The 15,370-nt window shown below is 43.4% G+C and carries 5 protein-coding genes; all 5 read left to right on the top strand.

Translation table 11 applies throughout. From position 1 onward, the window contains the following. Window positions 1–31: 31 nt before the first annotated feature. The 5 genes from FYJ25_RS04470 to FYJ25_RS04455 all read left to right on the top strand — a co-directional run bounded on the left by FYJ25_RS04470 (window position 32) and on the right by FYJ25_RS04455 (window position 15,365). A complete protein-coding gene (locus tag FYJ25_RS04470) occupies window positions 32–6,328 on the top strand; it encodes a SpaA isopeptide-forming pilin-related protein (RefSeq protein ID WP_073106996.1) in 6,297 nt (2,098 codons plus the stop codon). Window positions 6,329–6,400: 72 nt separating this feature from the next. Continuing rightward, window positions 6,401–6,541, top strand: coding sequence for a hypothetical protein (locus FYJ25_RS14380; RefSeq protein ID WP_164651566.1), 141 nt, complete (start codon window positions 6,401–6,403; stop codon window positions 6,539–6,541). Window positions 6,542–6,547: 6 nt separating this feature from the next. Next, window positions 6,548–7,648, top strand: a complete 1,101-nt coding sequence (locus FYJ25_RS04465) for a DUF5688 family protein (RefSeq protein WP_026648906.1) — start codon at window positions 6,548–6,550, stop codon at window positions 7,646–7,648. Window positions 7,649–7,721: 73 nt separating this feature from the next. Further along, window positions 7,722–8,030 carry a hypothetical protein gene (locus FYJ25_RS04460; protein ID WP_026648905.1) on the top strand — a complete coding sequence of 103 codons (309 nt, stop codon included), beginning with the start codon at window positions 7,722–7,724 and terminating at the stop codon, window positions 8,028–8,030. A gap of 3 nt (window positions 8,031–8,033) precedes the next feature. Next, window positions 8,034–15,365 carry a helicase-like domain-containing protein gene (locus tag FYJ25_RS04455; RefSeq protein WP_028086449.1) on the top strand — a complete coding sequence of 2,444 codons (7,332 nt, stop codon included), beginning with the start codon at window positions 8,034–8,036 and terminating at the stop codon, window positions 15,363–15,365. Window positions 15,366–15,370: the final 5 nt, after the last annotated feature.

The raw sequence follows: 15,370 nt of genomic DNA, 5'->3' as shown, positions 1-15,370 counted from the left end.
AATACAAATATATGAAAGAGAGGACCTTAGCATGAAGAAAAAAGGTAATTTTAGAAAAGTAGTATCTGGCTTGCTGGCAGGCATGACAATGCTTAGTACAGTGCTGTCTCCGATGACGGCATATGCAGCGGAGATCCAGCCAGAGGAAAAACCTCCACTTTATGAGGAAGTGAAAGACCTTCTGGATGAAGATGAGGTGGTGACTGCCAAAGATTATGAAATTGAAACAGGCAGTGTATTTGATGTGAAATCAGATTACACGGGACTGGAAATCAAGGATGATAACAAGGTCAAAGTCACATTTGAGGAAGCAAAGAATGACAAGGATGAGGATTTTACGACAGATCATGCGGACACTTACAAAGCGGTCTATTATGTGGAACCGGTAAATCAAGAGCATCCGAAGTACCAGATCAGCCGAAAACTGATTGTGCGTGAGAAAGCAACAGAAGCTCAGACTGAAACTGCAGGGAGTGAAGCAGTGACCGAATCAGAAACCGCTGGCAGTGAACAGCAGACAGAGGAAGCGGAGGATTCAGAAGCAGACTCGGAGATTACCGATATTGACGCTGATGAATTTGATGATTTAGTAGAGCAGGCACAGAATCAGGATACCTATGATGAAGAATCAGGGTTAGAGCTTCATGATGTTTTGGAACAGGCAGGAGACGAAGGTGTGGATCTTGATGCTATGGAAGAGGGAGAGATTGCAACATTTGAAGCAGTTTCAGCTTATTCAGCAAGAAGTACACAGCAGGTAACAATTGAAAAAGGACCACTGTATAGATATGCAGATTATAATCTTGGAACCTATCTGACAGAGCCGTACTATATCAGCTACGGAAACGTCAGAGCAATTGCGTATTGTGTACAGCCAGCTAAGCCAGGACCTGGATCTGGAAATTATACAATTACAAAGATTGGAGACAATCAGGCGTTAGCAAAAGTGTGTTATTACGGCACAGATGCCGCAGGGAGCGAAAGCTTTTTTGCGAATAAACACACGGATTTTTCAGAAGGAAAAAGATTCATCATCATTCACATGGCTGCATCATATGCCAACGGAAGCAGTGATGCATTTTACGGAACCAATGCTACAGGAGAGGCTTTGGCAAAAGAACTCTATAATTATTGTGTGAATAAGCCGGAAATACCAGATGTAGCGATGTCATTTTCAAAGCCGGATGTAAAAGCTTATGTAGATAGAAATGTTCAGAGAACGGAGAACATTAAGTTCAACGCATCTTCCCAGCAGAAAATCACAATGGACTTACCAAAAGGAGTAAAGCTCCATAATGTATCTACTGGAACCGTAAGTGCGGCAGGTGCAAGCGTAACAATTGGAGGAGGAACCACGTTTTATCTCTCAGCTCCTCTGACACAGACAAGAGATGTAAGTGATACTTTTTCTGCAAAAATGAAGGGAAGTATTACAAAAGATTATTCAGCATATAAATTGACTACGAATGCAAGTGTTCAGGATCTGGCATTTGTATTTGGAGAAGGTGTTGCTGATGAAAAATATGTAAGCTTAAAGGTGTCATGGATTGAACAGGCTACGATCGAAATCGTAAAGAAAGACGATACAGCGAATGTCAATCTTGCAGGTGCAGTATTTGGCGTTTACAGCGATGAGGCTTGTACAAAGCTGATCACTCAGATGCCTGCAACAGATAAGAATGGAAAATCCTCTGTTACGATTATCAAGACACAGGATACCGTTTATCTGAAAGAAATCACAGCACCACAGGGATATGTAGTAAATGCAACGGCAACAAATGTAAAACTGGTAGCAAGTAAGACCTCAGCTGTAACCGTGGAAAATAAGGAGCAGCTTGCAGAGCTTACTGTTTATAAAGAAGGTCAGGTGCTTACCGGAGCAGAAGTCAGTGAGAGTGGAACCGTATTCCATTATGAGAACCGCAGACAAAAAAATGCTGTTTACAACGTGTATGCCGGAGCAGATATTGTGACTGCGTATGGTACAAAAGTGTACAGCAAAGGTGATCTGGTGAAAGAAAATCTGACAACAGGTGAGAACGGCTCTGTTACCCTGAAGAATCTCCATCTAGGAACTTATGTGGTAAAAGAAGCAAAAGCACCGGACAACTTCTATAATGGCGGCGAAGAAAAGACAGTGACGCTGACTTATGCCGGACAGAATAAAGAAGTTGTATTTGCGGATGTCACCTTCAACAATGAGCGTCAGAAAGCAGAAGTCACTGTAGTAAAACAGGATAAAGATACAAAGAAACCGCTGGAAGGTGGTATTTTCGCCCTGTATGCGGCAGACGATATCAAAAATGCAGATGGTGTAGTTGTTGTAAAGAAAGGCACCCTGATTGAGAAAGCCACTACCGGTGAGGATGGAAAGGCAAAATTCACAGCAGATCTGCCTATCAATCATTCCTATTCCGTAAAAGAAGACCAGGCACCAGAAGGCTATGTAAGAAATACAGAAGACGTGTATACGTTCAAGTTCTCTTACACCAATGATAAAGAAGCAACCGTATCTTTCGCCCATACCTTCAGCAATGACCGTGTGACAGCAAAAATCAATTTATTCAAAGTTGATAAAGAAACAGGAAAAGCCGTTCCGCAGGGCGATGCAACACTGAAAGGTGCAGTCTACGGATTATATGCCCGTGAAGATATCGTGCATCCGGATGGAGCAACCGGTGTGATTTATAAAGCAGGGGAACAGGTGGCTTCTCTTACAACGGATGAAAAAGGACAGGCTTCTGTAGATGGCTTATATCTTGGCAAATATTACGTCAAGGAGATCACACCACCGACCGGATACCTGGCAGATACAGAAGAACATGATCTTGAATGTAGTTATGAAGGTGATATGACTGCAGAAGTAAAAAGAGAATGCATTTCCAGTGAACAGGTGATCAAGCAGCCGTTCCAGATTATCAAAGCAGCCAACAATGGAAAGACCGATGCAGATCTGTTATCCGGAGCCGGATTTACAGTTTATCTGAAATCTTCCCTTACAAAGAAAGCAGATGGAAGCTATGATTTTGATTCTGCTAAACCAGTAGTGAGTGGAGAAAACGGAGCTACTGAGATTTTTACAGATGAAAAAGGTTATGCCTGCAGTATTCCATTACCATTTGGAAGCTATATTGTCCGTGAAACAACAACACCACACAATTACAAGCCAGTCGATGATTTTGAAGTGAATATCACAGAGAACCATCCGAATGAGCCACAGATCTGGCGTGTGCTTCTGGACAAAGAGTTCAAGGCAAAATTGAAAATTGTGAAAAAAGACGATGAAACAAAGAAATCCGTCCTGATTGCAGGAACAGAATTTAAGGTATATGACCTGGATAACAAAAAATACGTGGAGCAGGTAACTACTTATCCTGTGACAACCACACACAAGTCCTATTTTACAGACAGTCAGGGTTATCTGATCATGCCAAAGAACCTGAAAATCGGACATTACCGGATTGAGGAAGTCAACGCACCGGAAGGGTACACAATCAACAAGAATTATATGGAGATTGCTGTTGATGCAAACACTGCTTATCAGATGGATTCAGAAAGCGGCGATGCCATTATCACAGTTGATTACGAGAATCATCCGGTAAAAGGAAAGCTGACGATCTATAAAAAAGGTGAGATGCTGAGTGGATTCAAAAAGGATTTTGTTTATGAAGAAAAATATCTGAAAGGTGCAGAGTTTAACGTCTATGCAGCGGAAAATATCTACACACCGGATTATCAGAAAGATGAAAATGGAAACAGACAGCTGATTTATGCAAAAGATGCTCTGGTAACAACGGTAACGACCGGGGAAGACGGAAAAGCAGTTGCAGATAACCTGCCGCTTGGTTCTTACTATGTGGTAGAAAAAACAGCACCGGAAGGATTTGTTCTGAACCATGACAGATCGGATGTAGCATTTGTCTATGCAGATCAGGATACACCTGTGATCGAACAGGAAGTGACTGTTGGTGATGACAGACAGAAAGTTGCAATCCAGGTAGAAAAACAGGATGCAGAAAACGGAGCAACGGTAGAAGGTGCAGTCTTTGGCATTTATAACAAAGATGATATCAAAGCAGAAGGCAAAGTCATTGTCAACGCTGATACCCTGTTACAGGAAATGACTTCTGATAAAGATGGAATTGCTTCCTGTACGCTGGATCTGCCACTCGGACAGTATTATGTAAAAGAGTTAAAGGCACCGGCAGGATTCGTTTCTTCCGATGAAGTTCTGAATCTGGATGCTTCTTATCAGGGACAGGACGTGAAGACAGTAAAACTGAAAACAGTGAAGAAGAATCAGCCGACAACGGTTGAAATTACAAAATCAGATGTGACAACAGGTGTGGAACTGGATGGAGCAAAACTCACCGTTCTTGATAGAGAGGGGAATGTCGTAGATCAGTGGACTTCTGTAAAAGACCAGCCACATGTGATTAAACGACTGACCGTTGGGGAGGAATATACCCTTCGTGAAGAAATCGCACCGTATGGATATCTGAAAGCAACGGATGTGAAGTTCACACTGGAAGATACCGCAGAGATTCAGAAGGTAGAGATGAAAGATGAAGTGCCGACAGGACTTTTAATCATCAACAAAAATGGAGAATTTTTGGATAAAGTGACACTTCTGGACAATGTAAAAGGCACTGTGGAGCATCTCTTCGAATATGTAACCGGAAGCCTTACAGATGTGACTTTCGATGTATTTGCTGCGGAAGATATCAAAGCGGCAGATGGTGTCAGCAAAGATTATTACAAAGCAGATGAAAAAGTAGGAACTATTACTACAGATTCCAATGGTATTGCACAGATGGATAATCTCCCGGCAGGCAAATACTATGTGAAAGAAGTTAAAACTGCCCATGGCTATGTATTGGATGGAGAACCGAGATATGTTGATCTTTCCTACCGTGATCAGGACACACCGGTAATCACTTATGATGAAAAATGGCAGAATACCCGTCAGAAAGTAAAGGTTACTGTTCTGAAGAAAGAAAAAGATACAGACCGTGTTCTTGCAGGCGGCGTCTTCGGCCTTTATACCAGTGAAGATATCAAAAATGTAAACGGAGATGTGTTGCTTGAGAAAGATTCCCTCATCGAGCAGAAAGCAACCGATGAGAAAGGACAGATCACTTTTGCGGCAGATCTTCCAGTAGATGGAAAATATTATGTAAAAGAGAACAGTGCACCGGACGGATTTGTGACAACGGAAGAAGTGCAGGAGTTTACCTTTGAATATGCCGGAGAAGATCAGGCAGAAGTAAGCTATGATTTTACGTTTGAAAATCAGCCGACCACAGTGGAACTGACAAAAACAGACCTGACCACAGGCAAAGAACTTCCAGGTGCACACCTGAAAGTGACGGATGCAGATGGAAATGTTGTGGATGAATGGACTTCTACAGAAGGATCTCATGTGATCAAAGAACTTGTTGTAGGTAATGAGTATACCATGACGGAAACAAAACCGGCAGACGGATATGTTACTGCAGAGAGCATTACCTTTACGGTTGAGAATACAGCTGAGATTCAGAAGCATGAGATGAAAGATGATGTGACCAAGGTTCAGATCAGCAAGACAGATATCACAGGAGATACAGAGATTCCTGGTGCAAAACTAACGATTCTTGATAAGGACGATCAGGTAGTAGAGAGCTGGACTTCCACAGAGGAGGCACACTATATTGAAAAACTGCCAATTGGTAGATACACCTTACGAGAGGAACAGGCACCAAAAGGATATCTTCTGACATCGGATGTGACATTTGAGGTGAAGGATACTGGAGAAATCCAGAAAGTGGTTATGAAAGATGATACTGCCAAGGGAAAAGTCATTCTCAATAAGACAGATAAATCATCTGGGGAACCGCTGAAAGGAGTAGAATTTGAATTCCGTGACAGCAAAGGAAAGGTCCTGGAAACCTTAAAAACAGATGCTGCCGGTCATGCCGAGAGTAAGCTGTATGAGATTGCCGCATTCAAGAACGGCAAATATGATACAGCAATCAAGTATTATCTGGTGGAGACAAAAACACTGGATGGATACACACTGGATCAGACCAAGCATGAAGTGACATTTGCCTACGCAGACGACAGTACGCCGGTTGTAGAAGTTACTTTCAATCTGACAAATGAGAAACCGGAAGTTCCGGAAACACCAAGCACACCAGATGTGCCGCAGTCCCATGAAGAGACGAAGGTATCAGATGCACCGAAGACAGGAGATAACACAAATATCTGGCTGCCGATTCTGCTTCTGCTTATCTCTACCGGAGGCATGGCAGGACTTTATATCAGCAGAAAGAAAATCAGAAAACAGTAATCCTCAGTAAAGGGGGCCCTGAATCAGGGCTCCCTTTAAAATACAAAAATTCACAGAAAGGGACAGAAAAATATGATGAAAACAATGGAAAAGAGACAGGAAGCAAGAAAGAACCAGGAGAGAACTTTAAAAAGAATGATGGCTTATCAGAAAAAAGCCGAGCAGATGGTCAGCAGGAAAAGAATGAACCATCACATGATCAGAAAGGGGTAAAAGCGTATGATGAACAGAAAAGAATTTTATGAATATGTCAAAGATAATGTAAAAGACTATTTGCCGGATTCATATCAGAATGGAGAAATCCGTATTGAAGAAGTTGCAAAAAATAATGGATTAAGGTTGACTGGCATTTCAATTCCACAGGGTGATCAAAGAGCTGTGCCGATGGTATATCTGGATTCTCTTTATATGGAATATGTCAATGGAAAAAATCTGGATTCCTGTGTGGGTGATGTGGCAGATATGCGTATTGAAGTGCAGGACAAAGCGGCATTTATCAATATGGGTCTTCCGGATATTTTGGATTATGAAAAAATGAAGGACAAATTACAGGTGAGAATCTGTGACCGGGAATGGAATGAAGAACGCCTGGCTGATAAAGTTGTTACCGAACATGGAGATTTTGCAGCATATTACGCAGTGAATGTGGAAGAAAACGAGGGAGGAATTGGTAGTATTCCGGTTACTGTCAATCTTATGAATGAATGGGGTGTGACAGCAGAACAAATCCAGGCAGATGCAGTGGCGGCAGACAGAAATCGTGGTGTTGTTTTGATGGACATGAATGAAATGATAAAATCCATGATTTTTGGTGAAGAAGCAGAAAATCTTTTGAATGAAAAACTGAATGTTGAAGCAATGGAAAATCCAATGTTCTGTCTTTCAAATGCACAAAAAATGAATGGTGCATCACTGTTACTGCAGGAAGATATTCGTAAGCAGATCGGTGAATGCCTGGGAAGTGATTATTTTGTTCTTCCCTCTTCAATTCATGAGGTGCTGATTCTTCCTGATAACGGAATGTTTGAAGTACCGGAATTAAATGCCATGGTACAGGAAGTCAATGAGACGCAGGTAGAGAGGCAGGAACAGCTTTCGGATAAGGTTCAGTTCTGTGATGGAAAGACAGCAGTTATGGAAAATGCCGAACGCAGGGAAGCACGTCTGGAGAAAGAAAAAGCAGCAGAAAAAGCAACTGGGAGAACAGAAGCAAAAGGTGGAATCCATGGAAAACTGGAGAAAGCCAAGGCGGAGATCAAAGCAAAAGGGACAGATACAATCCCAAAGAATAGGGCGAAAGACCTTGCCTCAGTATTATAACGAGAAATAACGATGATTTTGAGGGGACTGTGTGAGCAGTCCCTAATTTTATGAAGATGGAGGAGAAAAGAATATGGACTGGTGTTTATATGGTGATGATAAAAGAAAGGAAATGGATAGAGATTTAAAACCGGAATATCTTTTGGATGACTTACGGAGATATCAGGATGTATTTGGTGAAGAATTTGGTGTAAAAGAGCTTCTTATGCTGGAGGATATCCGGGTAAAGGCTATGATTGCCGGAGCACTTGCAGATATGCCGGAATTTCTTATTGATCAGATTGGAAAAGCAAGTAACAGTAGTAATTTTCCTTCTATGACAAGGGCAATGGAACGGATTGCCGATGTTGTAGAAGAAAAGTGGGAAGAAGAAAGGGAGTAACAGATGGCAAATAAATTATATGCAATGGAACTTCTGACGGAGGAAGTGGCAAAGGATGTTGCTGCCAATCCGCAGGAATGGATGCGGTTTCTAAATACTGCATCCAGGCTGTACCGGTACACTTTTCCGGAACAGCTCTTGATCTATGCACAGCGTCCGGGAGCAACAGCCGTGGCATCCATGGAAATCTGGAACCAGAAGATGTACCGATGGATTAAAAAGGGTTCTAAAGGAATTGCCCTGATAGATAACACATCCGGACCAAAAACGAAACTCCGATATGTTTTTGATGTGCAGGATACTTATAAGGTAAAAAATCTGGGCAGAGATCCGCAGTTATGGAATCTTAATCCAGAAGGAGAACAACTGGTGGCAGATTATCTGCAGGAGCGGCTGGCACTGGAAGCAACAGAGGGAGGATTAGCAGAGGTTCTTCACCAGGCGGCAGAAGAAAGTGTGCAGGCCTGGTTGCCGGATGCTTTCGACGAACTGCAAATGGATGTAGCCGGCACTTTTCTGGAAGATCTGGATGAACAGAATCAGAAAGTGGAGTTCCGGGAACTGATGACAAACAGTGTCTGGTATGTGTTACTGAACCGATGCGGACTGGATGTGCAGGAATATCTTGATGCAGAGGATTTTCGTCATATTACAGATTTTAACCAGTTAAAGGTTATTGGACACCTTGGAAGTTCTGTGAATGAGATCAGCAGACCGGTATTGATGCAGATTGGACGATATGTGTTGAATGACTTGGAAAAAGATCTGAAAACGGTTGCAAAAGAAAAAGAAGTAGCTTATAATGAATTTAACACGTTAATTCGTGAAAGCAAAACAAGGAACACAGAAGATAGAGGAGAAAATAAGGAGGAAACAGAGCATGAGAGAGATCACTTACAGCCAGAATGGAGAGTACCAGATTCCGGATATCAGTCTGGAGGAGACGAGAGGAACGATCGGGAAGTACGGATTGATGAGGAAAGAGTATCTGAGAAACCACAAAGTAGCCAGATTCAACATTCTGACCTTACAGAACCGTCTGGACAGTCATCTGATGGAAATCGACAGCCAGGCAAGGCAGAGAGTAGACAACCTGATGTCAGAACTTCTGGAGAAAAACCCGGCACCGGACAAAATGGCAGACGGGATGGCATGGACCAGACACATGAACCAGATCAAAGCACAGGCAGAGGAACTGGTAATTCAGGAGATTATTTACAATTAAGTCTGTTCCCGACAGAAGAGGAACAGTTAGGAGAAATAAGGAAAGCGGTAGCTGCATTAGAACAGCCAGCCGCTTTTCTTATTTCTGATGAAGTAGTAGATGATATTCTCCGCACGGGAAGTGGACAGAAAAATACACTGTTTCATATTACGGCAAGACTGATTGAAGGTCTGGATAATGAAGAAATGCAGAACTTCCTGAAGGAGGAATATGAAACAGGTGGAAAAGGATTTACCATAGATGGACAGAAAATCAGTATCTGGTATGACAATGATGGTATCCGTATCCGACGGGGAGATTCCGCCAGAAGAAACTTTGATCGCATGGTTACGTGGGAAGAAGCGGCGGACAGAATCCGGGATATGTATGAGGATAGAAGTTACGTGGATAATCTGATTTCCAATAACGCCATTGAACAGGAGCAGGAAGAAATGACCAATCTTCTTGCACTCCATTTTCGGGATACCAGCAGAAACCGGGAGGAGCAGCAATCATATTCGGATTGGCAGGATGTCGTGCGGGAAGCTTGGACAGATTCAGCGGAAGCAGATGCAATTGCCCATCGCTTTGAATGGCTGCAGAAAGATATGGATGAGAATCCAGAAGATTATCGCAGGTGGGAGATTCAGCATAATCCGGAATATTTCCAGCGTTTTCAGGATCTCCAGAGGGAGCGTTCCTGGGTAGACCAGAAATTTACGGTCGAACGTCCGGCCCTTTCCTTTATCACACAGGATGAGATAGATGCAGTCCTTAGAAGAGGCGGGATCACTGCCGGAGGACGGAATCGGATCTATGAGTATTTCATGGAACATCACGATATAAAGGATGCAGCTGAGTTTCTGAAAAATGAGTATGGTACAGGTGGAGCAGCACCTGGGATACCGGGAGCGTATGAATCCGATGCTTCCCATGATGCGAAAGGATTAAAACTTGCGAAAGGGAAGATTGGCAGTCCAGATGTAGAAGTTCTATTAAAGTGGAATAAGGTTGCAGAACGTGTCCGTCAGCTGATTCGCACCGATGATTTCTTATCACCGGAAGAACTGGAAAAGTATGAAGAACGGCAGGAAGCACAGAGACAGGCGGATCTGGAAGGAGCTCAGCAGGCTTTGGAAGTGGAGCAGGAAGGCTCTGATCAGCAGGAAATACGAGAGGAAAATCAGGAACCGTCGGAGGTTGAGACACAACCGGAAGCAGTAGAAGATGCAGAAAAAAAGGAAGATATAACACCAGAACAGTCTGATATTCCAGCAACAAACTTCCATATCACAGATGATGAACTGGGACAGGGAACACCAAAGGAAAAGTTCCGTGCTAATATCATGGCAATCCAGCTTTTAAAGAAATGCGAGGAAGAAAACCGCAATGCCACACCAGACGAACAGGAGATTTTATCCCGATATGTAGGCTGGGGAGGTCTTGCTGATGCTTTCGATGAAACAAAATCCGCATGGGAGACGGAATATCTGGAATTAAAGACAGTCCTTACACCGGAAGAATATGCAGCAGCCAGAGCTTCTACCTTAAATGCCCATTACACACAGCCAATCGTGATTGAAAGTATGTATCAGGCGTTGGAAAATCTGGGATTTACAAAAGGAAATATCCTGGAGCCATCCATGGGTGTTGGTAACTTCTTTGGAATGCTTCCTGAGAAGCTGAACCAGTCAAAACTCTATGGTGTGGAACTGGACAGTATCAGCGGTAGAATTGCAAAACTGCTTTACCCAGATGCCAATATCCAGATTAAAGGTTTTGAGAAGACAGATTATCCGAATGATTTCTTCGATGTGGCAATCGGAAATGTGCCATTTGGAGCTTATAAAGTGAATGACAGGCAATATGACCGCTATAATTTTATGATTCACGATTATTTTCTGGCAAAGACAATCGACCAGTTGCGTCCGGGTGGTGTGGCAGCTTTGATCACAACAAAAGGAACCATGGATAAAGCATCACCGGAAGTCCGAAAGTATCTGGCAGAACGTGCCGATCTCCTTGGAGCCATCCGCCTGCCGAACACAGCATTCAAAGCAAATGCAGGAACGGAAGTCAGTGCAGATATTTTATTCTTCCAGAAGCGTGACAGCATGACAAAAGAGATGCCGGAGTGGGTGAATCTTGGAAGTGATGCCAATGGAATTACGGTCAATCAGTATTTTGCAGACCATCCGGAAATGATTCTGGGTGAGATGAAAGAGGTATCCGGTCCGTATGGTATGGAAACAACCTGTATGCCGATAGAAGGTGCTGATCTTGAAGTCCAGCTTGCAGAAGCTGTCAGGAATATTCATGGAAATATGGCACCTGCAGTTGATGTGGATGCAGAACTGGATGATGTACCAGAGAGTATCCCGGCAGATCCGAATGTTCGTAATTACAGTTATGCGGTTGTAGATGATCAGGTATATTACCGTGTTAACTCTCTGATGAATCAGGTAAAGATGCCTGCCGCTACTGCAGAACGTGTAAAAGGTATGGTGGAGATCCGAGACACGGTGCGTGAACTGATTGCCATGCAGATGGAAGAATCCGTAACAGATGAAGAAATTCACAAACAGCAGGAGAAATTGAATCAAGTATATGATGCTTACACAGCAAAGTATGGAGTCATCGGAAGTAATGCAAACAAGCGGGCGTTTTCTGATGACGCTTCTTATTGTCTGTTGTGTTCTCTGGAAGACCTGAACGAAGATGGAACATTGAAGCGAAAAGCAGACATGTTTACGAAACGAACCATCAAAAAGGCAGTGGCGGTAACCAGTGTGGAAACTGCGACAGAAGCCTTAGCATTATCATTGAATGAAAGAGCAAAGGTGGATCTGTCCTATATGGCACAGCTGACAGGAAAGACAGAAGAAAAAATCACGGAGGAACTGGTTGGAGTTATATTTAAGAACCCACTGACAGACCAGTGGGAGAGTGGAGATGAGTATTTATCTGGAAATGTCAGGGAGAAGTTAAACACAGCAAGAACCTTTGCAGAGAATCACCCGGAATTCACACCGAATGTCCGTGCATTGGAAGCAGTTCAGCCAAGAGAACTGGAAGCATCTGAAATCGAAGTAAGGATTGGGGCAACCTGGATTGAACCATCGGATTATCAGGACTTTATGAGGGAACTGCTTCATACTCCGTGGTATCTTGCACAGAAGGAGATACAGGTAAAATATTCTGAGGTGAATGGTGAGTGGCGGATTACCGGGAAAAATGCAGACAGTCCAAGAAATGCGTTTGCCTATGCAACGTATGGAACCGAGAGGGCAAATGCTTACCGGATTCTGGAAGATACACTGAATCTGAAAGATGTTCGTATCTATGATAAGAGTGTCAATGAAAATGGGGATGAGATTCGTGTCCTCAATAAAAAAGAAACTATGCTGGCATCACAGAAACAGGATGCCATGAAAGCAGCATTTAAGGATTGGATTTTCAAAGATCAACAGAGACGTGAAAGACTGGTAAGAGTTTATAATGAACGGTTTAACAGTATCCGTCCCCGTGAATACGATGGCAGTCATCTGACTTTCCCAGGAATGAACCCGGAAATTGAACTTCGCCCACATCAGAAAAATGCTGTCGCACATCAGCTTTACGGGGATAATGTGCTTCTGGCTCATGTAGTAGGAGCTGGGAAGACCTACGAGATGGTAGCGGCTGCAATGGAGAGCAAACGTCTGGGATTATCACAAAAGAATCTATTTGTCGTGCCGAACCATCTGACAGAGCAGTGGGGAGCCGAGTTCCTGCAGTTATATCCGGGAGCCAATATCCTGGTGGCAACCAAGAAAGATTTTGAACCGGCGAACCGGAAAAAGTTCTGTGCCAGAATCGCTATGGGAAACTATGATGCGATTATCATCGGTCATTCCCAGTTTGAGCGTATCCCAATCTCTGATGAGAGGCAGGAAGCCATGCTGCGGAAGCAGATTGACGATCTGGAAATCGCAATCCAGAGTGCAAGATATGAGCAGGATGGCGGCCGCTATACGGTAAAGCAGATTGAAAAGACCAGAAAAACGCTGATGACAAGACTGGAGAAGCTGAATCAGAAAGAGAAAAAGGATAATGTAGTTACCTTTGAAGAACTGGGAGTGGATCATCTGTATGTAGACGAGGCACACAGTTATAAAAATGCGTTCCTTTATACAAAAATGAGAAATGTAGCCGGAATTGCCCAGAACGAAGCACAGAAATCAGCAGATATGTTTAATAAATGTCAGTATCTGGATGAGATTACCGGTGGAAAAGGCATTACCTTTGCAACGGGCACACCGATCAGCAACAGCATGACGGAACTTTATGTCATGCAGAGATATCTGCAGAACAGCAAATTACAGAATATGGGCTTGGGATTATTTGATTCCTGGGCATCCACGTTTGGAGAGGTTGTGACCAGCATTGAACTTGCACCGGAAGGAACCGGATACCGAGCAAAATCCAGATTCGCCAGATTCTATAATATCCCGGAACTGATGAATATGTTCAAGGAGATTGCAGATATCAAGACTTCGGATCAGTTGAATCTTCCAGTACCGGAAGCGGAATACGAAACTGTAGTATTGAAACCAACAGAACAGCAGAAAGAAATCGTAGCAAGCCTAGGAGAGCGTGCGGAAGTGGTAAGAAACGGTGGCGTAGATGCTAGTGTAGACAATATGCTGAAAATTACCAATGACGGAAGAAAACTGGCACTGGATCAGCGATTGGTCAATGAACTATTGCCAGACGATCCGGGCAGTAAAGTGTCGGTCTGTGCAGAAAAAAGCTATGAAATCTGGAAAGATACAGTTGTACAGAAATCGGCGCAGATCATTTTTTGTGACTTGAGCACACCGAAAGGCGATGGCAGTTTCAATGTTTACGATGACTTGAAACAGAAGCTGATGGCGAAAGGTGTACCGGAAAAAGAAATTGCATTCATTCATGATGCAAATACCGAAGCAAAGAAGACGGAGCTGTTTGGAAAAGTAAAATCTGGGCAGGTTCGTTTTTTGATTGGTTCAACAGCAAAGATGGGTGCCGGTACCAACGTGCAGGATCGTCTGATTGCTCTGCATCATCTGGATATTGGCTGGAAACCGTCTGATCTGGAGCAGAGGGAAGGACGTATCATCCGGCAGGGAAATCACAATAAAAAGGTTCATATCTTTCGGTATGTGACAGAATCCACCTTCGACAGCTACATGTGGCAGTTGATCGAAAATAAACAGAAGTTCATCTCCCAGATTATGACGAGCAAAGCACCGGTCAGAAGCTGCGAAGATGTGGACGAAGCGGCACTGTCCTATGCAGAGGTTAAGGCACTGGCAACTGGAAATCCGGCAGTAAAAGAAAAGATGGCACTGGACGTGGATGTGGCAAAACTGAAACTTTTAAAAGCCAATCACATGAATAACCAGTACCGTCTGGAAGATGATATTGCAAGAAATTTTCCACAGCAGATTGCAAAATTGACCGAGACTATTGATAGCTACAAAGCGGATATTGCCCATTATCAGGAGCATAAAATCACAGATCCAGAACAGTTTTCCATGGAGATCAGCGGCAAAGTATTTACAGAAAAGAAAGAAGCAGGAGCGGCACTACTGGCAGTCTGCAAGGACATGAAAGCAGTCGATGCAGCAATGGATATCGGAAACTATCAGGGATTCAACATGAGAATCCAGTTCGACAGCTGGAGTAAGGAGTTTATCCTGTCTGTGAAGCATGAATCGGTATCGAAAGTTCATCTGGGAGCAGATGCCCTGGGAAATATCACCCGTATCAATAATCTTCTGGAAAGCTATCCGGAGAAACTGGCAGAAGCGGAGCAACGATTGGAAACGGTACAGGAGCAGCTTACAAATGCCAAAGAGGAAGTTGGAAAGCCATTCACAAAAGAAGAGGAACTGAACCAGAAACTGGAGCGACTGTCAGAACTAAATGCCCTTCTTAATATGGATGAACGGGAAGACACAGAAGCAGAGCAGTCAGAATCGAAAGAGAAAGAAGAACGACCGGCACGTGGTTCTATCCATGAGAAATTGCAGATTTATAAAGAAAAAAGCCAGCGGGAAAGCGAGAATGGCAGGGAAGATAGAAAAAGGGACTTCGGTCTGGAATAAGAAAA

Source organism: Anaerobutyricum soehngenii (genome assembly GCF_009697165.1).
GTDB lineage: Bacteria > Bacillota > Clostridia > Lachnospirales > Lachnospiraceae > Anaerobutyricum > Anaerobutyricum soehngenii.
Note: the sequence above shows the minus strand (reverse complement) of the source record. Positions and strands in the feature narration are given on the sequence as shown.

Bases quoted from the DNA above. Each gene is read 5' to 3' on its own strand.
- FYJ25_RS04460 (WP_026648905.1), top strand. From the start codon at position 7,722: ATGGACTGGTGTTTATATGGTGATGATAAAAGAAAGGAAATGGATAGA.
- FYJ25_RS14380 (WP_164651566.1), top strand. From the start codon at position 6,401: ATGATGAAAACAATGGAAAAGAGACAGGAAGCAAGAAAGAACCAGGAG.
- FYJ25_RS04465 (WP_026648906.1), top strand. From the start codon at position 6,548: ATGATGAACAGAAAAGAATTTTATGAATATGTCAAAGATAATGTAAAA.
- FYJ25_RS04455 (WP_028086449.1), top strand. From the start codon at position 8,034: ATGGCAAATAAATTATATGCAATGGAACTTCTGACGGAGGAAGTGGCA.
- FYJ25_RS04470 (WP_073106996.1), top strand. From the start codon at position 32: ATGAAGAAAAAAGGTAATTTTAGAAAAGTAGTATCTGGCTTGCTGGCA.